The organism is Microvirga pudoricolor (genome assembly GCF_016892705.1).
Lineage (GTDB): Bacteria > Pseudomonadota > Alphaproteobacteria > Rhizobiales > Beijerinckiaceae > Microvirga > Microvirga pudoricolor.
In genome coordinates this window covers 315,058-338,883 of record NZ_JAFEMB010000002.1, presented here as the reverse complement: position 1 = coordinate 338,883, position 23,826 = coordinate 315,058, and the positions used below count along the sequence as shown (strand labels likewise).

General features: G+C 63.7%; 24 protein-coding genes. 11 read left to right on the top strand and 13 right to left on the bottom strand.

The genetic code is table 11. The annotated features are described in order from the left end of the window. The 13 genes from ILT42_RS10545 to ILT42_RS10485 form a co-directional block, all read right to left on the bottom strand. Positions 1-903 (bottom strand): ABC transporter permease, encoded by a 903-nt coding sequence (locus ILT42_RS10545; RefSeq protein WP_204215552.1) that lies wholly within the window; start codon positions 901-903, stop codon positions 1-3. A gap of 4 nt (positions 904-907) precedes the next feature. After that, positions 908-1,786: an ABC transporter permease gene (locus ILT42_RS10540; protein ID WP_204215551.1), complete on the bottom strand. Its 879-nt coding sequence runs from the start codon at positions 1,784-1,786 to the stop codon at positions 908-910. A gap of 70 nt (positions 1,787-1,856) precedes the next feature. Beyond that, entirely contained in the window at positions 1,857-3,140 is a 1,284-nt protein-coding gene (locus tag ILT42_RS10535; RefSeq protein WP_204215550.1) for an ABC transporter substrate-binding protein, read from the bottom strand. Between the two features lie 39 nt (positions 3,141-3,179). Beyond that, a complete protein-coding gene (locus ILT42_RS10530; RefSeq protein WP_204215549.1) occupies positions 3,180-4,190 on the bottom strand; it encodes an ABC transporter ATP-binding protein in 1,011 nt (336 codons plus the stop codon). 186 nt (positions 4,191-4,376) lie between these two features. Beyond that, positions 4,377-5,399 (bottom strand): cyclase family protein, encoded by a 1,023-nt coding sequence (locus ILT42_RS10525; protein WP_204215548.1) that lies wholly within the window; start codon positions 5,397-5,399, stop codon positions 4,377-4,379. Positions 5,400-5,443: 44 nt separating this feature from the next. Then, positions 5,444-6,547 (bottom strand): SDR family oxidoreductase, encoded by a 1,104-nt coding sequence (locus ILT42_RS10520; RefSeq protein ID WP_204215547.1) that lies wholly within the window; start codon positions 6,545-6,547, stop codon positions 5,444-5,446. A gap of 12 nt (positions 6,548-6,559) precedes the next feature. Further along, positions 6,560-7,720 (bottom strand): acyl-CoA dehydrogenase family protein, encoded by a 1,161-nt coding sequence (locus tag ILT42_RS10515; RefSeq protein ID WP_204215546.1) that lies wholly within the window; start codon positions 7,718-7,720, stop codon positions 6,560-6,562. A gap of 49 nt (positions 7,721-7,769) precedes the next feature. Continuing rightward, a complete protein-coding gene (locus ILT42_RS10510; RefSeq protein ID WP_204215545.1) occupies positions 7,770-8,633 on the bottom strand; it encodes a MaoC/PaaZ C-terminal domain-containing protein in 864 nt (287 codons plus the stop codon). 2 nt (positions 8,634-8,635) lie between these two features. After that, positions 8,636-9,550 carry an SDR family NAD(P)-dependent oxidoreductase gene (locus tag ILT42_RS10505; protein WP_204215544.1) on the bottom strand — a complete coding sequence of 305 codons (915 nt, stop codon included), beginning with the start codon at positions 9,548-9,550 and terminating at the stop codon, positions 8,636-8,638. Positions 9,551-9,569: 19 nt separating this feature from the next. Then, positions 9,570-10,721: a thiolase gene (locus tag ILT42_RS10500; protein ID WP_204215543.1), complete on the bottom strand. Its 1,152-nt coding sequence runs from the start codon at positions 10,719-10,721 to the stop codon at positions 9,570-9,572. Next, positions 10,718-11,107 carry a Zn-ribbon domain-containing OB-fold protein gene (locus ILT42_RS10495; protein WP_204215542.1) on the bottom strand — a complete coding sequence of 130 codons (390 nt, stop codon included), beginning with the start codon at positions 11,105-11,107 and terminating at the stop codon, positions 10,718-10,720. The genes ILT42_RS10500 and ILT42_RS10495 overlap by 4 nt, the downstream gene beginning before the upstream one ends. Beyond that, positions 11,104-11,700 carry a hypothetical protein gene (locus ILT42_RS10490; protein ID WP_204215541.1) on the bottom strand — a complete coding sequence of 199 codons (597 nt, stop codon included), beginning with the start codon at positions 11,698-11,700 and terminating at the stop codon, positions 11,104-11,106. The genes ILT42_RS10495 and ILT42_RS10490 overlap by 4 nt, the downstream gene beginning before the upstream one ends. A gap of 5 nt (positions 11,701-11,705) precedes the next feature. Next, a complete protein-coding gene (locus tag ILT42_RS10485; RefSeq protein WP_204215540.1) occupies positions 11,706-12,479 on the bottom strand; it encodes an enoyl-CoA hydratase/isomerase family protein in 774 nt (257 codons plus the stop codon). 468 nt (positions 12,480-12,947) lie between these two features. On the opposite strand from ILT42_RS10485, the gene ILT42_RS10480 reads away from it, so the two are divergent. The 11 genes from ILT42_RS10480 to ILT42_RS10430 all read left to right on the top strand — a co-directional run bounded on the left by ILT42_RS10480 (position 12,948) and on the right by ILT42_RS10430 (position 23,823). Further along, positions 12,948-14,093: an ABC transporter substrate-binding protein gene (locus ILT42_RS10480; RefSeq protein WP_204215539.1), complete on the top strand. Its 1,146-nt coding sequence runs from the start codon at positions 12,948-12,950 to the stop codon at positions 14,091-14,093. Between the two features lie 98 nt (positions 14,094-14,191). Then, on the top strand, positions 14,192-15,340 hold the full coding sequence (locus tag ILT42_RS10475) for an ABC transporter substrate-binding protein (protein ID WP_204215538.1): 1,149 nt from the start codon (positions 14,192-14,194) through the stop codon (positions 15,338-15,340). Positions 15,341-15,375: 35 nt separating this feature from the next. Continuing rightward, a complete protein-coding gene (locus ILT42_RS10470) occupies positions 15,376-16,131 on the top strand; it encodes an ABC transporter ATP-binding protein (RefSeq protein WP_204215537.1) in 756 nt (251 codons plus the stop codon). Beyond that, positions 16,128-16,865 carry an ABC transporter ATP-binding protein gene (locus tag ILT42_RS10465; protein ID WP_204215536.1) on the top strand — a complete coding sequence of 246 codons (738 nt, stop codon included), beginning with the start codon at positions 16,128-16,130 and terminating at the stop codon, positions 16,863-16,865. The genes ILT42_RS10470 and ILT42_RS10465 overlap by 4 nt, the downstream gene beginning before the upstream one ends. Further along, complete coding sequence (locus ILT42_RS10460; RefSeq protein ID WP_204215535.1) at positions 16,862-17,728, top strand: branched-chain amino acid ABC transporter permease; 867 nt, start codon at positions 16,862-16,864, stop codon at positions 17,726-17,728. Before ILT42_RS10465 ends, ILT42_RS10460 begins: the two co-directional genes overlap by 4 nt. Position 17,729: 1 nt before the next feature. After that, positions 17,730-18,713, top strand: a complete 984-nt coding sequence (locus ILT42_RS10455; RefSeq protein WP_204215534.1) for a branched-chain amino acid ABC transporter permease — start codon at positions 17,730-17,732, stop codon at positions 18,711-18,713. A gap of 11 nt (positions 18,714-18,724) precedes the next feature. After that, complete coding sequence (locus tag ILT42_RS10450; protein ID WP_204215533.1) at positions 18,725-19,924, top strand: acyl-CoA dehydrogenase family protein; 1,200 nt, start codon at positions 18,725-18,727, stop codon at positions 19,922-19,924. Continuing rightward, a complete protein-coding gene (locus ILT42_RS10445; protein ID WP_204215532.1) occupies positions 19,921-20,616 on the top strand; it encodes a TetR/AcrR family transcriptional regulator in 696 nt (231 codons plus the stop codon). Before ILT42_RS10450 ends, ILT42_RS10445 begins: the two co-directional genes overlap by 4 nt. Next, positions 20,567-21,898 (top strand): phenylacetate--CoA ligase family protein, encoded by a 1,332-nt coding sequence (locus tag ILT42_RS10440; RefSeq protein WP_229428592.1) that lies wholly within the window; start codon positions 20,567-20,569, stop codon positions 21,896-21,898. Before ILT42_RS10445 ends, ILT42_RS10440 begins: the two co-directional genes overlap by 50 nt. Positions 21,899-21,901: 3 nt before the next feature. Beyond that, positions 21,902-23,011, top strand: coding sequence for a CoA transferase (locus ILT42_RS10435; RefSeq protein WP_204215530.1), 1,110 nt, complete (start codon positions 21,902-21,904; stop codon positions 23,009-23,011). Continuing rightward, a complete protein-coding gene (locus ILT42_RS10430; protein WP_204215529.1) occupies positions 23,008-23,823 on the top strand; it encodes an SDR family NAD(P)-dependent oxidoreductase in 816 nt (271 codons plus the stop codon). The genes ILT42_RS10435 and ILT42_RS10430 overlap by 4 nt, the downstream gene beginning before the upstream one ends. Positions 23,824-23,826 lie beyond the last annotated feature (3 nt).

Here is a 23,826-nt window from a genome sequence, read left to right as displayed (position 1 = left end):
TCACAATAGGCCCTTGCCGGCGTCCGATCCATGCCTCGCGCGTCGTTTCTGGGCGAAGAGCACCGCGGCGAGCGCCAGGATGATCACCGCGAAGGAGATGCCGGTCGTCACCGTGCCCAGCGCATAGATCACCGGCGTCGTCACGGTGGTTGTCAAACCCTGGAGGGTCAGGGGAAGAGTGTTGTCGGAGCCGACCGCCTGGCTGGACCGGGCGATTTCGTCCCAGGACAGGGTGAAGCCGAACAGGACGACGCCCACGAGGGACGGCGCGATGATGGGCACGAGAACGTGCAGGAAGGTCTGCCAGGACGTGGCGCCCAGGTCCCGCGCCGCCTCCTCATAGGCCGGATTGAAGCGGTTGAAGATCGCGAACATGATCAGGAGGCCGAAGGGCAGGGTCCAGGTCAGGTGGGCGCCGAGACCGGAGGACATGAGCCCCATGGCGGTCTGATAGCCGCTCTGGATGGCGTCGATCTCGTAGCTGTCGCCAAGAGCCTTCACGCTCTGGTCAACGATCTGGAACTCGAGCGCGATGCCGAGGGACACGATAATGGATGGCAGGATAAGGCTTGCGATAGCGGTGTAGAACAGGAGGCTCTGGCCCCTGAAGCTCCTGCGGAAGGCAAGGCCTGCCATGAGCGAGATCGCCACGGTGAGAACGGTGACCAGAGCCCCGAGCTTCAGCGAATTCAGGAGAGCGTCCATGACGTAGGGGACACCGATCCCAGCCCAGAGGTTGCGAAACCAATGGAGCGAGACCCCGTTCAGCGGGAACGTCATGCCGCCGTTCGGTCCCTGGAACGATAGGGTCACGATCGTGATGGTGGGGCCGTACAGAAACAGCACGTACAGCCCGAACAGAAACGACAGCACGTAGAAGCTGCGGGAGCGCCCTTCGCTCATGGTCTTAGAGCTCCTTGCGAATGTCGATGAAGCGAACGAGGAGGGCGATGATCATCAGCACGACCGCGAGCAGAACGACCGCGTTCGCGGCCGCGATGGGGAATTGCAGCGCGCCGATCTGAGTTTGTATCACCTTGCCGGCCGATGCGATCTGCTGGCCGCCCATGATGCCGATGGTGATGAAGTCCCCCATGACCACGGTGATGACGAAGATCGAACCGATGGCGATGCCGGTTTTCGAGAGCGGGATGATCACGTTGGACAAGATCTGCCACCCCGTCGCCCCCGCATCCCGGGCGGCCTCCACGAGGGACCGGTCGATGCGGGACATGGAATTGGCGATCGGCACGATCATGAACACCGTGTTGATGTGCACGAAGGCCAGGATGACCGAAAAGTTCGAATAGAGCAGCCAGTCGAGAGGCTGCTCGACCAAGCCCGCGCCCATGAGGGCTTGGTTCACGAGGCCGTTGCGGCCCAGGAGCGGCACCCACGAGATCATGCGGATCACGTTCGACGTCCAGAACGGGATGGTGCACAGAAGCGCCAGCACGAGGCGCACCGTCGAACTCCTGATCTCGAACGTCAGGTAGTAGGCGATGGTGAACCCGATCACCAGTGTCAGGAGCCAGACCGTCAGACAGAATTTGAGCGTCGACAGATAGGTGCGGAACGTGGTGCACAGGTCCGGCAGGGATTCGACACAGCGGTCGAATGCGTCCCTGTAATTATCCCAGATGAAGGCGGGCTCGATTGAATAGCCGGTGTAGCTCCAAAAGCTGACGACGAGGGTGACGATCAACGGCAGGATGAAGAAGGCCAGGAAGACCGCAGCCAGGGGTGCGGCCTGCCAATAGGACGTCCAACGCGCGTGGTGAAGCATCGCCTGCCTGTCGTCTCAGAAGCGGAGGAGGCGGGGCCGGATTCTCCCGGCCCCGTGGAGCGCGGCGCGGTCAGGCGGCGATGAACTCGTTCCACTTGCGGACCATGTACGCGTTCTCATCCATGATGGAGTTCCAGCAGGCCACGGCGCCCATTCGCTCGCTGTAGGATCCGCCGTCGCGAACCGCACCCGCCTTCTCAAGAAGGCCGCCATCGGGACCTTTGATGTCCTTTTCGGCAGGCTTGCCCTCCATCCAATAGGCCCACTCATAGGGCTCCATGTTCTCCTTGGCGGTGTCGAGGACGGCGGAATAATAGCCCTGCCGGTTGAGATGAGCGCCCGCCCAGCCGGACAGGAACCAGTTCACGAACTCGTAGGCGGCGTCGAGTTCCTTGCCCTTGAGGGTCCTGGGCAGACCGAAGCCGGATGCCCAGGCGCGGTAGCCCTCCTTCAAAGGTTGGAACTTGCACTGGATGCCCTTGAGGCGAACCGCGGTCACGGCCGGCGACCACATGGACTGGATCACCGTTTCGCCCGAGGCCATCAGGTTGACGCTCTCGTTGAAGTCGGTCCAGAACGCCCGGAACTGGCCCGCTTTCTTGGCCTCGATGAGGGTCGCGATGGTGAGGTCGATCTCCTCCTTGGTCATGTTGCCCTTGTCGGCGTATTTGTGCTTGCCGGTGGCTTCCATGACCATGGCGGCATCCATGATGCCGATGGACGGGATGTTGAGGATCGAAGCCTTGCCCTTGAACTGAGGGTTCAGCAGCTCCGCCCAGCTCTCGATGGGGCGACCGACGAGATCGGGCCTAATACCTAAAGTATCCGCGTTGTAGGTTGTGGGAATGAGGGTAATCCACTCCGTCGGCGAAGCGGCGAACTTTTTGGAATTCTGACCTTCCAGATACATCACCTTATTGGGCGCCGTGCCCTGGTTGCCGATCTTCTTGCCGCCGATCTCGCCTTTGGTGATGGCGGGAGCAAGCTTGTCGACGAGCTTGATCTTCTTCGCGTCCAGGCCCATCAGGTTGCCGGACGGGACGAGGTTGCGCAGGCTGAAATACTCCGTATCGACGAGGTCGAAGGAGTTCGGTTGGGTGATGATACGCTTGGTTACGTCGTCCGTGGTGACGGTGACGTATTCGATCTTGATGCCGAGATCCTTTGCGGCGCGCTCGGCGATGGCGGGTGACTGGTTCGTGGCGGTCGATAGGTAACGCAGCGTCACTGGCTCCGCCGCGATGACGGCAGGGAAGCCCGTGATCGCGGTGCCGGCGGCTGCTCCCGCAAGCGCCGCGCCGCCTTTCAGGATCTGTCGCCGGGACAGATCGGTGGTCTTGCCGGTTGTCTTCATCCTGATCCCCTTTGCCTTATTGGGTGTTGACTGGCGGATTTATCGGGCCCCGCCTTCGAGAACGTGGGCGGCTTGAGGCGCCCAGGTGGCCCGGACCCGTTCGCCTTCGCTGATCGGCGCCCCGCGAAAGTCCTGCTCGGGCACGAGTGCGGTCAGGTCGCTTCCGCGATCGTCCACGAGCTGGATCGAGAAGCCGGTCCCTGCATATTCCACCGTCTTCACGGTCGCCTCGCGGGTATTGGAATCGTCCGAGTGACCGGCAATGAGCCTGGTCTGGTCGGTGCGGACTGCGATGGCGCGGTCGCCGAGGTCGATGACGTTGTGGGCGCCGATGAACCGGGCCACGAAAGCGGTTCTGGGCCGGGAGAACAGATCCTCGGCCGTTCCCTTCTGGACGATCCTGCCGCCATTCATCAGGACGACGAGGTCAGATAGAGCCAATGCCTCGTCCTGGCTGTGCGTGACATGGACGAAGGAGATGCCGAGGCTCTTTTGCAGTCGCTTGAGCTCGCCCCGCACCTTCAGGCGCAGGAACGGGTCAAGGGCCGAAAGGGGCTCGTCGAGCAGCAGCACCGATGGGCTCGTGATCAACGCCCGCGCCAGGGCAACCCGCTGTTGCTGGCCGCCCGACAGCTGGGAGGGCCGCCGCTCCGCAAAACGTCCGAGATCGACGATCTCCAGCATGTCCTTTGCCTTGAGCAGGCGCTGCACCTTCGGCACGCCCTTCATCTTGAGGGCGAAGGCGACGTTTTCGGCGACTGTCAGATGGGGGAAAAGCGCGTAGCTCTGGAACATCATCGCCGTTCCGCGCCGGGCAGGGGGCAGAAGGGTCACGTTCGCGTCGTCGAGGAGGATGTCGCCGGACGTCACCGCTTCATGCCCGGCCAGCATGCGCAAGCTCGTGGTCTTGCCGCACCCGGACGGTCCCAGGAGGCAGCAATAGGTCGAGGCCGGGATCTTCAGGTCGATCGCATCCACGGCCAGCGAAGGCCCATAGGCCTTCGTCACATGAGCGAACTCGACCTCGCCTCGGCCTGCCTCTTGAGCCATCAACGCCTCATGGATTGTCGGCTAACCCGGAAGCGTCTTTATAAATCCTGGTTGAAGGTCTTCTCCAGAAGAGGCAGGACCAATTCTAATCAAACGCCTGTATAAAGAATGAGCACTCGCCCATCGATTTTGCACGGCGACGACGAATGCTGGCTTCTACGCTCGATACGTTACGGAATGAGCGCCTCAAACGGTGGCGATGGGGGTGGCCGGCGATCCCACGGCGCCTGTGAGACGTAGGGGAGGGGCAGTCAAGAGAAAGCTGGTCTTGCCGTTCTGGCGCAGCCACCGTGCAAGTTCGCCGAAATACCAGAGCTCGCCGAGATTGAGACCGAGCTTGAACAGGCAATGAGCATGCAGCGGCAGCCCGGGATAAGCGTCGCCTTCGCCAGGCCGAGCCGGATAGGCCTCCACGGCGAAATTGTCGGCGCAGATAGCCACGATGCCGGAATCGGTGATCCAGTTCAACAGCCGGCTATCGCGTCCGTCCAGAACCGGGCAGGATTTCGCCAGGACTTCCCCATCGGGTTTCTTGCCCATTTCCAGGATGAGGTCGGCAAAGCCCGTATAGAGGCAGAGGAAGTCGCCTGTCTCGACGCTCGCCTTCTGGTCGTCGATCATTCCCATGAGGCCGTCATACCCGACGAGTACGCGCTCGCGGCCGTGAACCTTTTCCAGATCGACCAGCACGCCCCGGCCCTGGACCCCGGCCGTCGCCAGGTTCTCGATGCCGATTGCATGCGCCCCCAGATCGCTCTGCGCATCGTCGGGCCCGACCACATGAACGCCGCCCTGGAAGCCATTGTAGTAGACCTTCTCGGCCACCCCGTCCCCGTCGACATCGAACATCTGGCCCACATGGCCCAGGCCGTCCCACTGGGTGGAGTACTGGGTGTAGAGCATGACGGCGTCGTCGGACACCACGTCGGAGAAGCAGCCGCACACCTGAGAGAGGCGGAAGTTGTAGTTGTGCCCGGTCCCACGCTTTTCGTAGAAGAAGCGCGGTTCCTTGCGCAGCGCGAACAGCTCGTTGCCGCCCGGATAGTCCAGCGGCAGGCTCAGGCAGAACGTGAGACCGTGCTCGACCTCCCGGATCGCCTTGAGACGCCGCTCCGGGGTCAGGAGGTTCATGCGTCCGATTTGGTCATCCGGGCCGAAGTCGCCCCAGTTGGATCCTTCGGGGCGCTGCGTCCATCGTTGGTTCGACAAGGTTTCCTCCCTGGGTCGGCGCACGTCTGTCCGGCGCCTTGGTGTCATGCTGCGAGGGGCGGCAGGATCCGCTTGTCCCGGAGGATGCGGAACCAGTCGCGGAACATGTCCTCGGTATCGATGCAGTCCCCAAATCCCGCCTGCCGCAGCTTGATGGTGCTGACAAGAGCGGGAGGCGGCGCGGAGGACTTGGCAAAGGTCGCGAATGTGAAGTCGGCATAGTGGTGCGACTCGCCCAGGACTTCCTTCAGCGCCAGGGGGCGTAAGCCGTACTTGACGACGATGCGGTCCCAGACCGCGTCCTTGCCCTCGAGGAAGGCGGCCAGCGACCGGCGATCCTCCGGCCCGGGCGCGATGCCCAAAGCATCGGCGATGGCCGGCCATACATTCTGCCAGACAAAGACGTCGCCATTGGCGATGTTGAAGGTCTCATTGCGTGCGCCCGGCGCTGTCGTGGCCCAGGCGAGCGCTTTGGCGAGAAGCCGTGCATCGACCGCCTCCAGCAGGTAGGCGGGTCCGCCCGGAAATCCGAAGGGCAGCCCTTCTTCCCGGCAGATGGCCGCATAGACGCCCAGGATCGGCGTGATATTCATGGCGACGCCGACGACGTCGCCGAAGATCACTTGCGGCCGCCAGATGGTGAAGCCCAGATCGGCCGTCGCGGCGATGGCGCGAATGTAGTCTTCCTGAAGCCAGTAGAAATTCTCGTGTGGGTCGCGGGACCAGCTTTCCCGTGCCGGAACGGCGATCGGGTGAAGGTGGACACCATAGGCCTTCGTGCCCTGGAGCAGGCTCATGTGCCGCAGGCCGCGCGCGTTTGCGAGCAGCGACTCGGTGAGGTTCCGCAGCATGGAGAGGTTGATCTCCATCTGTTCGGGGTCGCGCCAGCCCCGCACAAGTCCCGGCTTTTCGTACAGGGCCGTATAGACCACGTGCGTGATGTCCTCCAGCCCGGCAGCCGCCATCCGGCAGGACCCCGCGTCCCGCAGGTCGACAGGCAGGTGACGATACGGTCTCGATGGCATCACGTCGGGAGGCCGGCGCGACAGGGCGACGACGTCCCAGTCGTCGCGTCCGAGGAAATGCTCAAGCGCGGCTTGCCCTACGACGCCGCTGGCTCCCGCGATGAGAACGGTCTTCCTCGCCATCGGCCCGCTCGGCTATCGGCGCTGGTCGAAGCGGCGGCCCACAAGCCCTGCCGCGATGTTGATCTTCTGGATATCAATGGCGCCACCGGCGATGCCCCAGCCGTAGGAATCGCGAAAACGGCGCTCCATTCCGTACTCCTTGGCGTAGCCGTAGCCTCCCATGAGCTGCAGCGCCGCGCCCGTGACCTCGCGGGTTACCTCGTTGACGTAGCATTTGGCCATGGCGGATTCCTGTGCGTCCGGAAGACCGGTCCCCGCATTGGCGGCGGCCCGGTGAATCAGCAAGCGCGCAGCCTCGACCTTGAGAGCCATCTCGGCGAGGCGGATCTGCACGGCCTGGAAGTCCACGATGGCCTTGCCGAACTGCTTGCGGTCCTGGACATAGGCCGTGACCTGTTCCAGCGCGCCTGCCGCCACGCCCAACGCCATCGTGGCGTTGCCCAGCCGCTCGATGTTGAACAAACCCATGAGGCTTGGGAACCCGCCAGGCCCGACCAAGAGGTTGTCCACGGGAACCCGCACATTGTCGAAACTCATGTCGGCCGAGGGCACCCCCCTGAAGCCCATGAGTTCCTCCTGAGCCCCAAAGGTGAGGCCGGGCGTGTCCTTGTCCACGAACACGGCCCCGATTCCCTTGGCGCCGGGTGCGTTGTCAAACCGGCAGAACACCACATAGCCTTCCGAGTGGCCGGCGCCGGAGCACCACCGCTTCGATCCGTCGATAACGATCTCGTCGCCTTCGATGCGCGCCTTGGTGCGAAGGTCGGTGAGGGCCGTTCCCGCGTCCGGCTCGGACATGGAAATGGCCACCAGCATTTCGCCCGCGACGACCTTTGGCACGACCCTCTCTCTGAGGGCAGGCTTGCCGAGCCGCTCCACGATCCGCACGGGACCGGCGCAGCATTCGAAGATCGGGAAGGCGACTCCGACCGACACCTTGGCGAATTCCTCCATGACGATGAAAGCATCGAGATGGGGGAGGCCAAGGCCGCCGAGGTCGGGGTCGGCGTTGATGCCGAGAAAACCCATCTCGGCATAGCGCTTCATCCAGGCCTGGGGCACGGGATGCGCGGTGTGCTCGACCTCCTGAGCGAGCGCGGGCAGCTCGGTCTGCGCGAAGCGCCGGGCGCTTTCTTGCAAGGCGCGCTGGTCGTCGGTCAAGTTGAAGTCCATGGTCCACCCTTCTGGAGTTTTTTGATGTCAATCGCCGCCTGGGACGGTCTTACGATGCGAATTCGCAGCGTCCGTTGGTGAGCACCACCACGTCCCGGGCCTTGATCCTGGCCCGGAAGGCCGCCTGTCCGGCTCCCTCGCGCCAGATGTCGACGGTAATCGTCTCGCCGGGAAACACGGGAGACGAAAAACGTCCGTCCATGAAGGTCAGGCGTTCCGGGGCGTAATCGCAAAGACCAGCGAGGAGCGCGTGCCCCGCGACTCCATAGGTCGCCAAGCCGTGGAGGATCGGCCGGTCGTAGCCCGCCTTGCGGGCGACGGCGGGATCGGAGTGGAGCGGGTTGAAATCACCCGACAGGCGATACACCAGAGCCATCTGCGGGTGGGTCGGCATATCCAGGCTCAGGTCGGGCTCCCGATCCGGGAGAGGATGCGGCGTCCGGGGCGAGGTGGAGCTTCCGCCGAACCCGCCATCCCCACGGCAGAACACTGTCTGCAGGAGGGTGGCGAGCGTCTCGCCCGTGGCGGCGTCGCTGATTTCGCGTTCGGCGAATACGAGCGCGCCCTTGCCGGGCCCCTTATCCACGATGTCGACGATGCGGGTCCGTCCCACGACGTCACCCTCGGGCGGGATCGGACGGTGCACGCGCATGGCCTGCTCCCCGTGAACGACCTTGACCCAATCGATGCCCGTGTCGAGATCACGCATCCAGAAGCCCGGATAGGCGAGCACGTTGGCCATGGTGGGCGTGGCCACGAGCTTCGTCTCGTCCACGAAACGCAACTGGCGTTCGTCGGTCGGATCTAGCCCAAAACCGAGACCGAGGCCGTAGACGACCGTGTCACGCCATGTATAGGCGTGGCGGATCTCGGGGAAGGGAAGTGCGTAAAGCTTGTCGGGATCGAGAGGCATGGTCAGACGGGGTCCCAGGAAAAGACATCGGCGGAGCGCTCGAGCGGGGTCAAGGACGGTCCGAAAGCGCCGGGAAGCTGGTCGGCCAGAGCCTCGGGGGTCCAGCCTCCGCCGCGATGCAGGCCGCGGATCGGGCGCGGTTGGCTCATCAGGAAGATTTCATTGTTCCTCACCGCGAAGACCTGGCCGGAGACGTCCTTGGCGGCGTCGGATCCGAGAAACACCACCATGGGGGCGATCTTCTCCGGCGTCATCTGTTTCAGCTTCGCCACGCGAATCTTGTCCGCCTCCGTCTCCGTCGGAATGGAACTCACCATCCGACTCCAGGCGAAGGGCGCGATGCAATTGGACCGGACGTTGAAACGCTGGAGGTCCATGGCAATGGCGCGGGACAGGCCGACGATTCCGAGCTTGGCCGCCATGTAGTTCGCCTGGCCGAAATTGCCGATGAGCCCGGCCGTCGACGTCATGTGAACGTACGAGCCGGATTGCTGCTGCCGAAAATACGTCGCGGCCGCGCGGCTGACATTGAAGCTCCCGTGAAGGTGGACGTCGATCACGGCGCGCCATTCGTCGGGCGTCATGCGATGGAAGATCGCGTCGCGCAGGATGCCCGCGTTATTCACGACGATGTCGATGCGCCCGAAAGTGTCGAGAGCCGCCTGCACGATCTTCCCGGCGCTCGCGGTGTCGGCAACCGAGTCCCGGCTCGCGACCGCTCGGCCGCCCCGCTCGTTGATGGCCGCTGCAGCCTCGTCGGCTGCCGAGGCATTTTGGTTCTCGCCCGTCAGGGTGACGCCTACATCGTTGACGACAACAGCGGCACCGGCCTCCGCGAGACCGTTCGCAATGGCTTGTCCTACGCCCTGTCCGGCGCCCGTGACGATGGCGACCTTTCCGTCCAACATTCCTGGCATGATCTCAAAACCTTGTTCGTTAAAGAGTTGTGGCCGTCCCCAGGATGGCCGTCGCCTGGCTCGATAGCACGCCGCCATTGGCGTGGGCGAGGGCGAGCTCGGCACCCTCTACCTGTCGCTCGCCACACCGTCCGCGCAGTTGCTCGACCGCCTCGATCACCGTGAAAAGTCCATACATGCCGGGATGATTGCAGGAGAGCCCGCCGCCGTTCGTATTGACCGGCAGGCCCCCGCCCGGCGCGGTAGCGCCGCTCGACACGAAGGCCCCGCCATCCCCCTTGGCACAGAAGCCGAGATCCTCGAGAAACAGGAGCGTCGTGATCGTGAAAGCATCGTAGACCATCACGTGGTCGATATCCGTCGGCTTCACACCGGCCATCGCGTAAGCCCGGCGGCCCGACTCGACCGCCGCCGTCGTCGTGAGATCCGGCATCGCGGCGATCTGACGGTGGCTGACCGCAACTCCCGTGCCGAGAACATAGATCGGCTGGCTCTTCAGGTCCTTGGCGCGATCCGCCCGCGTGATCACGAGCGCGGCTCCTCCGTCCGTCACGAGACAGCAATCGGCGCGGGTCAGTGGATCGCTGACCATGCGTGATGCGAGGATCTCCTCGCGGGCGAGCGGGCCGCGCGCGAAGGCGTCCGGGTTGAGATTGGCCCAGGCCCGCGCCGCGAGCGCTACATCGGCAAGATTCTCCCGCGTCGTGCCGTATTCGTACATGTGCCGCGCCGCCGCGAAGGCATAGCTGGAGATCGGATAGCGGGCTCGGTAGGGCGTTTCGTAAGGTTGGGGGTCAGGCATGGACACGAGACGCCCGCCCGCGCTCAATTGGTTCGAGCCGTAGCAGATCAGGGCAACGTCGCAGAGGCCGTTCTCCAGGGCAGCCACGGCCGACTGAAGGTGGAACAGAAAGGACGCGCCGCCGACCATCGTGCCGTCCGCATGGCGCACCTTGAGACCGAGCCGCTCGGCGACGTTGAGAACGGGCAGGCCCGAGGACGAAATGGCGCAGAAGAGCCCGTCCACATCTTTCAAGCCAAGCCCGCAATCCTCGAGGGCCAGCACGACCGCTTCCTGAAGCTGATCGAAGGGCGTCCGGCCGGGCGCGTTCCAGCGTTTGGTGTTGCCGACGCCCGCAATGGCCGCGCGTCCGCGCAAGGACGAACTCATAGGACGCCTCCATCGGTGGCATGGAACAGGAGGATCGGTTCCGGTGCGGTCTCGATCCGGGCCGTCACGCTCATGCCGATTCGAACGGCCTCGGGAGCCAAACCGTCCACGCGGCTCATCAGGCGCGCGCCTTCGGCCAGGTCGATGAGCGCGACGTTGTAGCTGCCCTCGCGCTCACGGACCACGGTCGACGCATAGACGACACCCCGCCCCGATGCCTCCACCCATACGAGGTCCGATCCGCCACAGGCGGCGCAGACGAGGGCAGGCGGAAAGCGATGGCGCTCGCAATTCCTGCAGCGCTGAATCAGGAAGCGCTCCTGCCGCAAGGCATCGCGCCAGACGTCGTCGGGCCCAGGTCCGTCGAAGCGGGAATCCGTGCTCATCGTGTTTCGTCTCCGCTTCGACCGTGAAGCCAGCGGTCGTAGTTCAGGGCTTCCCGGAACGGGAGTTCCGCAGCCGCCTTCAAGGCTCTCTTGGCCATCGAGGCGGATCTGCCGCCCAGTCTGGACAGGATCGAGTCCAGGCTGCCACCGGGATCGTCCGCTTTTTTGGCGATGCCGGCATCGGCAAGGATATCGAGAAGATCCGTCCGGTCGTCGAAGAAGATCGCTCTGGCCAGAAGCGGGCCGAGGCGGCGATGGGCCAACGCAGCGAGACACGGACCGTCGCGCCAGTGTCCGGAAAGCGCCGCTCCCGCCTCGAGGACAACTTGGTCGCACAAGAGCAGGATCGCGGCACCTTGCGGCCCGATGGAACCCGACGGGGCGGCGATCACGGGGAGGTTCGCGTCCGTCAGGACGCTGATCAGGTCGTTCGCCTCGGATGGATCGGCGAAGGATCCGGAGAAGTCGCCGTCGATCACGAGGACCTGCGGCGGCGCCGCTACGCGCAGCAGACGGCGCAACTGCGACGGCGCGTCGGTCGCACCGGTCGACAGGGTGAAACGGATCGCCTGTTCAGAGAGCGGCGGGGCCATGGCGTTCAGCGTCCCTTAAATTGCGGCGGACGCTTCTGGAGAAAGGCGTTGGTGCCCTCCTGAGCATCCTCCGTGGCCAGAAGTCCCGCCATTAAGGTCACCTCGTATTCCAGGGCGGACTGCATGGACATCCGTCCAGCACTCTTGAGGGCAGCCTTGGCGGCCCGGCTTGCCAGCGGAGCCTTGGCGGCGATCGTCCTGGCCTTGGCGAGTGCCGCGTCGATGACGGCTTCCGCAGGAACCACTTCGTCGACAAGACCGATGCGCCTTGCCTCCCAGACGTCGATGAGTTCGCCCAGAAGCGCTGCATCCGCTTGGGCGCCAGCGCCTGCACGGGGCCGCCATAGCTGTGTTCCCCCGGCACCGGGAATGAAGCCCAGGTTAATCTCCGGTTGGCCGAACACGGCGTTGTCACCCGCAACGACCAAGTCGCAGGCGAGGGCCAATTCGCAGCCTCCCCCCAAACAATAGCCGGCGACGGCTGCGACGATTGGCTTCTCCGCCCGCGCGATGCTCTCGAACGCCCTACGGGTCGGCGAGGCCAGATAAGTCGCCGGTGAGTGTCCCGACAAAACGTCGATATCCGCACCGGCCGAAAAGTTGCCGGGGCCGCCGGTCAGCACGGTGGCACATATTTCGGGGTTCTCGTCGGCCGCGGCGAGACTGGCGGCGATTGCCGTCAGGATCCCAGGATTGAGCGCATTCCGAGCCTGCGGCCTGTCGATCAAGACGACCAGGACCGCGCCATCGCGGGTGGTTCGAACGAAAGAATCCGGCATCCCATCCAAGCTCGCCAAGTACATATTCATTTCCCGTGAGGTTAGATACTCAGCAGTATGTTTGCAAGCCGTTTTGACATTTTGCGGCCCGTATGTCCGACATGACCGCATCGCGGTCCATAAAGCCCATGCGTGTTCCGTGCCTACTTTTGTGCGGTGTGTCGACAATCGAGCACCTGTGCGTTTCCAAGCACAGTAGCTCGGGGAGAACGAAATTATTTATCATCTTTTCAAACGGATAGCTATTCATTCCAATGTGCCGGTTTGTGGGTGGGAGGCTTAAATCCACCATGCGGCGGCGCTGCAGCGCAGCGAGAAAAATCTGGATTATGCGATGTGCGACGAGTTTAGACGTTGGTCTAAGGTCGCTCACGAAACCGCGAAGTGGGTTGACGAGTCTCCATACCCATCAGTATCTTTATCGTAATGAGTGGCCGACCAACGGCGCCTGATCATGGGAGAACATCAATGAGAGCTCTTCGGTTTCTGGCCGTTGCCGCGATAGGCATCCTGGCCGCGACAAATGCCAGCGCCCAACAGAATGCAATCAAAGTCGGCGTGATCCTTCCGCTAAGCGGCGGCGCAGGCCCGCAGGGTCAGCATGTGACGCAGGCCATCCAGGCGATGGCGGCCATCATCAACGAGTCAGGCGGCGTCATGGGCCGTCCCATCGAGATCCTGTCGCGGGACGACGAGTCCACACCGGCCGTCGGCGTGTCACGCGCCAACGACCTGATTTCTTCCGGCGCGTCGGTGATCATCGAGGGCTGGAACAGCCCTGTCGCCTTGGCAATGCAGCCGGTGATCAACCGGGCCGGCATTCTCGACATCACCGCGTTCGCCAGCGCCGACTCCATCCTGTCCGGGGAGGGCAATCCTCTCGCCATCCGCCTCAATGCATCGAACTCCCAGGGCGGCGCGGCCGTGGCAGCCTTGATCGCCAACAAGCTGAAAGCCAAGCGCATCGCGTTCCTGACGGAGAACGACGCCTATGGCAACGGAACCCAGGAATCCATCGAGGCCGAACTCAAGCGTATGAATTACGCCTACGAGAAAGTCGCCGAGGAGAAGTTTCCCTTCAATCAGTCCGACTTCCGCATCGCGCTCACCAACGTGCGTGCGGCCAATCCCGATGCGACAATCGCCATCAACGCCAATGAAGGCCTCGGCATGCCGGCCTTGATCCGCCAAGCCAAGCAGAGCCGCCTTCCAGGGCAGCTCGTCGCCGCCCTTGGAACGGTAGCGCCCAGTGTCATCTCGGTGGCCGGAGACGCCGCAAACGGCGTCATGGGGGTCGACATCTATTTCCCGAATGTCGAGCCGTTCACCTCCTACGAGGCGAACAAGAAGTTCGTGGCGAAAACCGAGGAGATGTTCAAGTACACGCCCGACAAGTTCATGGCGGTTGGCGCCTTCGCCTTGCAGGTCTGGGCCATGGCCGCCAACGAATTGAAGACTCTCGACAAGGAGCCGCTGGCCAAGCGCATTCGCGGCGGATCCTTTAAGGATACGGTCTTCGGTGACGCGACCTTCGAGGCCAATGGGCAGCTCAAATCCCGTATCTATCCCTTCACGGTCCAGGATCAGAAGATCGTCGTCGATCTGGCGCGATAGTACCGATCCGTTATGACCCCGGTCCGAGATGGGCCGACAACGAGGCCATCAAGAAAAGCAAAAGCCGATGAACGGCGCTTTTTCCAGGGAGAGAACTCATGAAGACCATTACGATTCTCGTTGCCGCAGCGATCAGCACCTTCGCGCTCACGGCAGCACAAGCACAGCAGAACCCGGTCAAGGTTGGTGTCATCTTCCCGCTGAGCGGCGGCGCAGGCCCGCAGGGTCAGCACGTGACGCAGGCCATCCAGGCGATGGCGGCCATCATCAACGAGTCAGGCGGCGTCATGGGCCGTCCCATCGAGATCCTGTCGCGCGACGACGAGTCCACACCGGCCGTTGGCGTGTCGCGTGCCAACGACCTGATATCGGCCGGCGTATCGGTGATCATCGAGGGCTGGAACAGCCCTGTGACGCTTGCCACCCAGCCGGTGATCAACCGGGCCGGCATCCTCGACATTACGGCTGTGTCCAAGGCGGACCCCATCCTGTCCGGGGAGGGCAATCCGCTGGCGATCCGTCTTAACAGCTCGAACTCGCAGGACGGTGCCGTCATCGCCAACTACCTCGCCAAGACCGCGAAAGCCAAGCGCATCGCGTTCCTGACGCAGAACGATGCCTACGGCAATGGAGCGCAAGCCTCCATCGAGGCCGAGCTCAAGAAGCTCGGTTATGAATACGAGAAGGTTGCCGAAGAGAAGTTTCCCTTCGCCCAAGCCGATTTCCGTGTTGCGCTCACGAACGTCAAGGCGGCTAACCCCGACGTGACGGTCGCGATCAACGCCAACGAGGGCCTCGGGCTGCCGGCCCTGATCCGCCAGGCCAAGCAGAGCCGCCTCCAGGGCCCGTTCGTGGCAGCGGTCGGAACGGTGGCGCCCAGCGTCGTCTCCGTGGCGGGCGATGCCGCAAACGGTCTCATCAGTGCCGACATTTATTTCCCCGATGTCGAGCCTTTCGCGTCCTTCGATGCGAACAAGAAGTTCGTGGCGAAGACCCAGGAGATGTTCAAATATACGCCTGACAAGTTCATGGCTCTGGGCGCCACTTCCCTTCAAGTCTGGGCGATGGCCGTGAATGAGCTCAAGACCCTCGACAAGGAACCTGTTGCCAAGCGCATTCGCGGCGGCTCCTTCAAGGGCACGGTGTTCGGCGACGTCACCTTCCAGGCCAACGGCCAGCTTCAAAGCAAGCATCTGCCCTTCACCGTGGAAGGCCAGAAGATCGTCATGCTGCCGGCTTCGAACTGAGCGGGGTCCGACGGATGCAGGCGCGAACCCAACCTGTGCTTAAGGTCGAAGATCTCGGCGTCAGCTATGGCGCCCTCGTGGCCCTGGACGGAGTCAGCTGGCAGGTGGCCGCTGGGGAAATCCTCGGCATCATCGGCCCCAACGGAGCGGGCAAGAGTTCGTGCTACGATGCGGTGACGCATCTCGTGCGGCGGCGCGGCAAAGTCGTTCTCCTCGGCGAGGACGTCACTGCCGTTCCGCCCGACCGCCTCGCCGAGCGCGGACTGAAGCGGGCGTTCCAGCAGAACGCCTCGTTTCATGACCTGACCGTCCTCGAAAACATGGTCGTCATGCTCCATGACCGCTACGGCACGGGGCTCCTGCCGTCCATCGCGCTTCCTTTCCAGGAGGCGCGCCGGCGGCGCCGTGCCATGGAGGAGGCGGCCCAGAGGCTTGTCCGCTTCGGCATCCCGGCGGAATTCCATGACCTCAAGCCGGGAAGCGTGCCCTATGGAACGCAGCGGATGCTCTCCATCGCGCTTGCTTACGGCAGCGGCGCCAAGGCCCTGCTGCTGGACGAACCGGCCGCGGGCCTCGGTGGAGCCGACATGAACCGGTTGATCTCACTTCTCAGGGACCTCAAGGCCGAGGGGCTCGCCCTGGTGGTGATCGAGCATCACATGGATCTGATCATGTCCGTGGCGGATCGGATCGTCGTCCTGGAGCAGGGCCGCCCGATCGCCTCCGGGACGCCGAAGGAAATCCAGGCCGACCCTCGTGTCCTCGAAGCCTATCTGGGACGTGTCCAATGAGCACCACACCCGTCATTGAGGCGACCGACCTGAAGGTCGCCTTCGGAGGCAACCTGGCCTTGAACCTGCCACGCCTTGCCGTGCAGGAGAAGGAACTCGTGGGCGTCGTGGGCGCCAATGGGGCGGGCAAGTCCACCCTGGTCAATGCTCTTCTGGGCTGGTCCCGGGGAGCCCCCAAAGTGTCCGGTAACGTCCGGCTCGACGGGCGCGAAATCTCAGGCCTGGAGACCCATGAGCGCGTGAATTCCGGACTCCTGCTGATCCCGGAGGGCAAGCTTGTTTTCGGACAGCTCACGGTGGAGGAAAATCTCGCGGCCCTCGGTGACGTCAAGGTTGGTGACGGACGCAGGGCGTACAGCGTCGATGAGGTTTATTCGCTCTTTCCCCGCTTGCACGAACGCCGCCACCATCTCGGCTCGCAACTCTCGGGCGGCGAGCGTCAAATGCTCGGGATCGCCCGTGCGCTGAGGCTTGGACCGCGGGCGCTCCTCCTCGACGAGCCGTCCATCGGGCTCGCGCCTCGGCTCGTCTCGACCGTGCTCGAAACGGTCCGCTCCCTCGTCAATTCCGGCCTGACGGTGCTGCTCGTCGAACAGAATGTGCGGGCCGCCATCGAGGTCGTTGACCGCCTGATCCTCCTGGAGCGCGGCCGCATCGTCGCCGAAGGACCTGCCGCCGCCATGCGGGACGATCCCCGCATCGCAGAGGCCTATCTCGGAGCCCACGCTGGATGAACCTGACACAGCAACTCATCAACGGCCTGGTTCTAGGCCACGCCTACGCCCTGGTCGCGATCGGCTGGACCGTGCTTCTCGGCGTCGCCCGGCTCGTGAACTTCGCGCACGGGCAGATGTACATGCTCGGAGCCTTCGTGTCTTGGTACACGATCTCGCGGCTCGGGTTGCCCTACGTGGTGGCGATCCCGATCGCCATGCTGGCGGGTGTCATCGTCGGCTACATCATGCAGAGGGTTCTGCTCCAGCTGACCCTCAAGCAGGATCTCGTCTCGATCATGATCGTGACGCTCGGCTTCGGCTACGTGATCCACGGCTGCGCCGCTCTGTTCTTCGGGTCCACGGGCCAGATTCTCGAGACGCCTCTGTCGCTGCAGGACATCTACATCGGCGATCTCTGGTTCACCTATCAGGACATCGCCATCATCATCACGGCGATCCTGTTCTTCATCGCGCTGAAATATGTAATCGACCGCACCCGGATCGGACGTCTGACCCGCATGGTGGCGGAGGATCCGCAACTGGCGCAGCTCGCCGGGATCAACGTGAAACGCGTCTATCTGGCGGTCTTCGCCTTCGAGGGCGCGGCGGTCGCACTCGCGGCAGCCCTCGTGGCGCCGCGCACCCCTATCCTGACATCGATGGGATTCGAGGAAGTCATCATGACCTTCGTGGTGGTCGTGCTGGGCGGGATCGGCAGTGTCCTGGGCAGCTACGTGGCCGGGCTCGCGCTCGGGCTCTTCACCGCCTTGTTCGGCGCCCTCGTGTCTCCGGCCTATACGACTGCGGCAGCCTTTGCCGTTCTCATCGCCGTGCTGGTCCTGCGCCCGGGTGGTCTAGCCGCTAATCCGGGAGGGCGTTGACATGAACTCGGCTTTTCGTCCCGTGCTCATCGCCGTTCTCGCCCTGGCCGGTTTCTTCGTGCCCACCCTCCTGGGAGGCTCGGGAGCGGTCTACAGCGCCTGCGTGCTGATCGCGATCTTCGCGGTGATGTCCTACGGCCTCGACACCGTCGTGTCCGATCTAGGTGAGGTCAGCTTGGCGCACACGGTCTTCTTCGCCGTGGGTGCCTACACGACGGCTCTCCTGTCGACCGGGCCGGGATTCGGGCCCATCGCAACGCTCCTCGGAGCTCTCGTAGTGGTGTCCCTGATCGCCGCTGCCCTCGGCTACATCACCTTGGGCTTGCGAGAGTTCGCATTCTCTCTCGTCACTTACGCCGTGGCGGTGGTTGGCGCGAACCTCGCTCAGAACTGGTCCTTTCTGGGCGGTTCGGACGGGCTTCGCGGCATTCCGGCCTTCAATCTCTCGCTCGGTCCCTTGGCGTTCTCGGCCAAGAACGACCAGGAACTGTGGCCGATCGCCTATATCCTCCTGTTGATCGCCATCTACGTCGTCTATTGCTTCCGGCGTTCGCGCCTCGGACAGGCGGCCATGATGAGCCACCTCAACCCGCGCCTCGCCACCATGTCGGGCATCGACCTGCAGCGCACCCGGCTCCAAGTCTTCCTGTTCTCGGCCCCTGTGACGGCCTCGGCCGGCTGGCTCTACGCCTACCAGCGTGCCTACGTGAGCGCCGACGTTCTTGAAACCTACTTCCTGATCCTCATGCTGACGGCCGTCGTTCTTGTCGGACGGCGTGTTCTGCTGGGCCCTCTGATCGGGGTCGCGCTGATCCAGGTCCAGGAGAAGTTCCTGTCCTTCGGCGGGTATACCGACAAAATCATCCTGGGCAGCGTGTTGGTCATCACCTTGGCGTTCCTGCCGAAAGGTTTGTTGGGGCTGTTCCAGCCCCTGACCGGCCTCTTCGCGCGCCGCCCATCCCCCGTTTCGGAAACAAGACTCTAAGGAAGACGTCCATGGCCGTGATCTGGCAACCCGCCCTCGACGAAGACGCGCAGCGCTGGCAGGCTCTTGCGGCCAGCCTGACCGCCGAACACTTCGAGCCCTTGGCGGAGGAACTCGATAGGGATCAGCGCTATCCCTGGGAAAATGTCCGCAAGCTCGTGGAGAGCGATCTGGCCGGGCTCTTCATTCCCAAGGCTTATGGTGGGCAGGGCGCCAGCCTGCGTTCGACTGTTGCCGTCGTCGAGACCGTCGGGACGGGATGCGGCTCGACGGCCGCCATCCTGTGCGCCGCTCAGCTCGGCGCCTTTCCTGTCCTCCTGGCCGGCCGCGAAGATCAGAAGGCCTTCTATCTCGGCGAGATGGCCAAGGGCACCGGCACCAGCTTTGCCTTGTCGGAGCGCTCGACCGGCTCTGATGCCGCCGCAATCGAAGCGACGGCCGTTCGAGAGGGCGACGGCTGGCGCATCCGAGGCGAAAAGTACTGGATCGGAAACGGCGGCGCTTCCCGCTACTACGTCGTGTTCGCCAAGACGGACCCGAGCGCTGGAGGCCGCGGCATCTCCGCCTTCATGGTGGACAAGGAACAGCCCGGCGCCGTTATCGACGAACTGTCCGACAAGATGGGGATTCGTGGCACTCAGACGTCGAACCTCAAGCTCGACGTAGTCGTGCCTGACAGCGCCAGGGTGGGTGAGGTCAACCGAGCCTTGCGCTTGGCATTCCAGACGCTGAACGTCGGGCGCATCATGGTGGCGGCTCAGTCCCTGGGCATCGCGCTTGCGGCCTATCGCGAGGCGTCCCGGCGCGCCGTGGAGCGGCAAGCCTTCGGCCATCCCATTATCGAGAACCAAGGTATCGGCTTCAAGCTGGCCGACATCGCGACGGAAATCTCCGCCGCCCGTATGATGGTCTACGAGGCCGCTCGGGCTTACGACAGCGGCGAGGACGTCGCCAATCTCGGCGCCATGGCCAAGCTCTATACGTCCGAGGTCGCCCATCGCGCGGCCGACGCAGCGGTGCAGATCTGGGGCGGGTACGGCTATTGCAAGCCCAATGTGGCCGAGCGTCTCTACCGCGACCAGAGGATTTTGGAAATTTACGAAGGAACCTCCGAAATTCAGCGTCTCGTCTTGGCCAGGGCGGTGCGCAAGGAGGTTGAGGATGCTAGAAACAACGTTTCCATCCCAACCCCTAATCGATCGGTCGCATGATGCACAAGAAGGCCCCCATCCCCCTCGACGTCGGCAACGAAGCACGGGAAGAAATCATTCGAGCGGCCGCCGAACTCTTCATGGAGCTCGGATTCACGGCGACCAGCATCGATGCCGTCGCGGAGCGGATGGGGGCCACCAAGGGTCGGGTTTACCACTATTACAAGAGCAAGGCGGACCTGTATTTCGACATCCAGACGGTCGCGATGGAGCGCCTGACGCGCGAGATCGAGCCCATCGCGGAAGGGCCGGGCAGGGCATCGGACCGATTGAGCAGAATGGCCCTGCGGCATACGGAAATCCTCCTGATGGAGCTGCCGATCCAGAAAGTGGCCGTGCAGGGCCTCGAAAAGCAGCTGCTGGCCGCCGGCGCTTCGCGCCATGCCCAGACGCTGCGGTCGGTCATCCGGCTGCGAGACGATTACGAGCAGATCTTCGCGGAAGTCATCGACCAAGGCGTGAGGGAAGGCGACTTCGTCGAGTTGCCCGCGCGCCTGGCCACCAAGCCGTTTTTCGGAGCGCTGAACTGGGCCACGGTCTGGTACACGCCGCGCCGCCTGCAGAAGCACGACGATATCATGGTCATCGCGAAGACGCTTGCCGATTACGCGATGCGGGGAATACTCAAGGAGCAGCCACGTGATGCAAGCCAAGCAACGCCCTTTTTCCGGGGAAATCTGGGACGAGGTTGAGACCTGGTCGAGGGATAAGATCGAGGATCACCAGCTCGCCGCGCTCCGCCGCCAGCTCGAGCGTGTGCAGGACAAAAGCGCCCATTACAAGAAGGTCTTCCAGGACGCCGGATTCGCGGCCGGAGACTTCAAGAGCTTCGATGACATCCGTAAGCTGCCCCTGACCCGCAAGTCGGACTATGTCAAGGGGCTCGACCGGGATCCCCCCTTCGGCACTTTCAGCGCCGTCAGCACCACCGAGGCCGTTCGGGTTCACTTCTCCTCCGGCACGACAGGCCAGCCGTCGCCGGTTCTCTGGACCCAAAGGGACATCGACCGCTGGGCCGACATCTATGCCCGCTATATGTACGCTCAAGGCCTTCGCGCCTCCGACGTCTTTCAGTGCATGTTCAACTACTCGTGGTTCGTGGGTGGCCTGGGCGCAACGCTCGCTGCACAGAGACTCGGAGCTCTCGTGATACCGGGCGGTGCCGTCGATACCAAGCGCCAGCTCGAGACGATCCGCCAGTACGGCACCAAAGCAGTCATGGGCACGCCTTCCTTCATGGCGCATGTGGCCGAGGCCGCGGAGGAAATGGGCTTCGACCTAGCCGGGTCGAGCGTCAAGATGGTCTGCGTCGGCGGTGAGCCTGGCGCGAGCATTCCAGGCACCCGCGAGCGCCTCGAGCGGCTCTGGGGCGCCAAGATGTTCGACTGCTACGGCGCCCTCGAATGCCAGCCCATCGGATGGGAGACCGCGCTGCAGATCGGCCCCCAGCTCGCGGAAGACTATATCTATGTCGAGATTCTCGATCCGACGACCGAGGAGCCGGTCGCGGACGGGGAAAGAGGCGTTCTCGTCCTCACCCATCTCGATAAGGAGGCCTGCCCGCTGGTCCGCTGGTGGACCGGCGACATCGTGGTCCGCGACCGCACGCCCGCTCCGGACGGTCGAACTCATGCGCGGCTCGTCGGCGGAGTCATGGGCCGTGCCGACGACATGCTGATCGTGCGTGGCGTCAACCTGTTCCCGTCCGCCGTCGAGGATATCGTCCGCGCCTTCCCCGGCACGACGAACGAGTATGTCATCGTCATCGACGATTCCGTGAAGGATCCAAAGTCCGGGTTCTTGACCGGTGTCAAGCTTCGCGTCGAGCGGGCCGAAGGTGCGCCTGACGATCTCGGCGAGAGACTCTCCCACAAGCTTCGCGAAGCCCTCCAGGTGCGTTTCGTGGTCGAAGCCTTGCCGGCCGGTACCCTGCCGCGAACCGTCCATAAGGCGAAGCGTGTCATCACGGAGTAGGCCATGCCCCTGCCACAGCCCCTGCGGGGGAAGCGCGTGATCGAGCTGTCGCAGTTCATCGCGGGCCCGACGGCAGCGCAGCTGCTTGCCGATTTCGGTGCCGATGTCATCAAGATCGAAGCCCCATCCGGTGATGGCTCGCGAGGTCTGCCGGGGACCGAATTCGGAAGCGTCTATGCCCGTTCGTTCAACACCTCCAAGGAGAGCGTCGTCGTCGATACGCGTAGCGAGGAAGACCGGGACAAGCTGTTCGCGCTCCTCGCCGATGCTGACGCCATGGTGTGCAACCTGGCGCCAGGCGGTCTTCGTCGTCTCGGCCTTGATGCCGCCTCTATCCGCCAACGGTTTCCCCACCTGATCGCAACGCTCGTGTCCGGCTACGGCCAGGATGATGACCGCACCTGCATGGATACCATCGCGCAATGCGAGAGCGGTTTCGCGTGGCTGAACGGGGCCGAAGACGGAAGCCCGCGCATCTCGACGAGCTGGCCCACTGATTTTTTCTCCGGGATGTATGCGGGGCTGTCAACCGCCATGGCTCTGGCCGACCAAGACCGCGTCGGCGGGACGATCATCGACATCACGATGATGGAGGTCGCCTCCGCGATGCTCCTGGGGCCCGCTGCGCTCATGGTATCGGAGGGCGGCAAGCTTGTCCCCCCAACGGGCAATCGTGACCGCGCCTCGGCGCCGTCCAACATCTATCGATGCCGGGACGGCCACGTCTACATCTATGGCGGGCTCGACTCCTACTGGTCGAAGCTCCGTGACGTCGTCGGTGGCGAAATGCTGACCCTCAGTGAGCGCATCGCCCGCGCGGCCGAATTCGACGCATTGGTATCGGCCTGGACCGAACCGCGAGACCGCAAGGATGTACTGGACGTCATGCGGGATCTGCAGATCCCAGCCGGAATCGTGCGGGAGCCGGGAGAGGCGGTGGAGATGATCAGGGCCGTTCGACCCGGGGCAGTCAGCCGAAGCCTCCCGTCCGGCGAGAACATTCCGGCTTATCCGGCGCTGTTCGACGGCGAGCGCATCTCGCGCTCTCCCGCACCGCAAGTCGGCGGCCAACGCCGCCACAACGACCTGAAGAACCTGGAGACGCCCGCATGAGTGAGCCTGAATTCGACCCCAAACAAGTGTCCGTGTTGCGGAAGGGCCTGTTCGCCGGTCGATCCGCCTTCATCACCGGAGCCGGTTCGGGCATCGGTCGTGCCATCGCGGTACGCTTGGTGGAACTGGGCATGACCGTGTTCGGAACGGGCCGGCGCACGGAGATGCTCGAAGAAACGGCGTCCCTGGTGTCCGGAATGACCGGCACATTCAACCATAAGGCCTGCAATGTTCGCGAGGTGGATGCGATCGAGGCGCTGATCAAAGAGCAGGGCGATGCCAATGGGATCGACCTTCTCGTGAACAATGCGGGCGGACAATTCTTTTCACCGGCGACTGGAATCTCACGGCGCGGCTGGGATTCCGTCATCGACCTCAATCTCTCGTCGATCTTCACGGTCACCAAGGCGGCTTATCCGTACCTCAAGGCCAGCCGCGGCTCGGTGGTCAGCATATCCTTGTCGGGCGTCGACCGCGGCTCCATGGGCCTGTCGCATTCCATCGCCGCCCGCGCGGGGGTTCTCGGCCTCACGCGTTCCTTGGCTCTCGAATGGGCGCAGGACGGCATCCGCCTGAACTGCCTTGGCCCTGGAACCGTCGTGACGGACGGACTGGCGGGGGAGGCCGCGCGGCCCATGCTGGAGCGGCTGGTAGCCGCCACGCCCATGCGACGGCCGACATCCGTGGAAGAGGTCGCCGAACTCGTGGCCTATCTGGCGAGTCCGGCGGGCGCCCTGATGACGGGGCAACTCATTCAGATCGACGGCGCCGCGCACCTTGGGCCAGGGCTTCACATGATGGCGGCCGAGTAAACC

What these genes read in the sequence shown, in the direction of transcription:
- ILT42_RS10545 (WP_204215552.1), bottom strand. Translation starts at nt 903, where the DNA reads ATGAGCGAAGGGCGCTCCCGCAGCTTCTACGTGCTGTCGTTTCTGTTC.
- ILT42_RS10540 (WP_204215551.1), bottom strand. Translation starts at nt 1,786, where the DNA reads ATGCTTCACCACGCGCGTTGGACGTCCTATTGGCAGGCCGCACCCCTG.
- ILT42_RS10535 (WP_204215550.1), bottom strand. Translation starts at nt 3,140, where the DNA reads ATGAAGACAACCGGCAAGACCACCGATCTGTCCCGGCGACAGATCCTG.
- ILT42_RS10530 (WP_204215549.1), bottom strand. Translation starts at nt 4,190, where the DNA reads ATGGCTCAAGAGGCAGGCCGAGGCGAGGTCGAGTTCGCTCATGTGACG.
- ILT42_RS10520 (WP_204215547.1), bottom strand. Translation starts at nt 6,547, where the DNA reads ATGGCGAGGAAGACCGTTCTCATCGCGGGAGCCAGCGGCGTCGTAGGG.
- ILT42_RS10515 (WP_204215546.1), bottom strand. Translation starts at nt 7,720, where the DNA reads ATGGACTTCAACTTGACCGACGACCAGCGCGCCTTGCAAGAAAGCGCC.
- ILT42_RS10510 (WP_204215545.1), bottom strand. Translation starts at nt 8,633, where the DNA reads ATGCCTCTCGATCCCGACAAGCTTTACGCACTTCCCTTCCCCGAGATC.
- ILT42_RS10505 (WP_204215544.1), bottom strand. Translation starts at nt 9,550, where the DNA reads ATGCCAGGAATGTTGGACGGAAAGGTCGCCATCGTCACGGGCGCCGGA.
- ILT42_RS10500 (WP_204215543.1), bottom strand. Translation starts at nt 10,721, where the DNA reads ATGAGTTCGTCCTTGCGCGGACGCGCGGCCATTGCGGGCGTCGGCAAC.
- ILT42_RS10495 (WP_204215542.1), bottom strand. Translation starts at nt 11,107, where the DNA reads ATGAGCACGGATTCCCGCTTCGACGGACCTGGGCCCGACGACGTCTGG.
- ILT42_RS10490 (WP_204215541.1), bottom strand. Translation starts at nt 11,700, where the DNA reads ATGGCCCCGCCGCTCTCTGAACAGGCGATCCGTTTCACCCTGTCGACC.
- ILT42_RS10485 (WP_204215540.1), bottom strand. Translation starts at nt 12,479, where the DNA reads ATGCCGGATTCTTTCGTTCGAACCACCCGCGATGGCGCGGTCCTGGTC.
- ILT42_RS10480 (WP_204215539.1), top strand. Translation starts at nt 12,948, where the DNA reads ATGAGAGCTCTTCGGTTTCTGGCCGTTGCCGCGATAGGCATCCTGGCC.
- ILT42_RS10475 (WP_204215538.1), top strand. Translation starts at nt 14,192, where the DNA reads ATGAAGACCATTACGATTCTCGTTGCCGCAGCGATCAGCACCTTCGCG.
- ILT42_RS10465 (WP_204215536.1), top strand. Translation starts at nt 16,128, where the DNA reads ATGAGCACCACACCCGTCATTGAGGCGACCGACCTGAAGGTCGCCTTC.
- ILT42_RS10460 (WP_204215535.1), top strand. Translation starts at nt 16,862, where the DNA reads ATGAACCTGACACAGCAACTCATCAACGGCCTGGTTCTAGGCCACGCC.
- ILT42_RS10455 (WP_204215534.1), top strand. Translation starts at nt 17,730, where the DNA reads ATGAACTCGGCTTTTCGTCCCGTGCTCATCGCCGTTCTCGCCCTGGCC.
- ILT42_RS10450 (WP_204215533.1), top strand. Translation starts at nt 18,725, where the DNA reads ATGGCCGTGATCTGGCAACCCGCCCTCGACGAAGACGCGCAGCGCTGG.
- ILT42_RS10445 (WP_204215532.1), top strand. Translation starts at nt 19,921, where the DNA reads ATGATGCACAAGAAGGCCCCCATCCCCCTCGACGTCGGCAACGAAGCA.
- ILT42_RS10440 (WP_229428592.1), top strand. Translation starts at nt 20,567, where the DNA reads ATGCAAGCCAAGCAACGCCCTTTTTCCGGGGAAATCTGGGACGAGGTT.
- ILT42_RS10435 (WP_204215530.1), top strand. Translation starts at nt 21,902, where the DNA reads ATGCCCCTGCCACAGCCCCTGCGGGGGAAGCGCGTGATCGAGCTGTCG.
- ILT42_RS10430 (WP_204215529.1), top strand. Translation starts at nt 23,008, where the DNA reads ATGAGTGAGCCTGAATTCGACCCCAAACAAGTGTCCGTGTTGCGGAAG.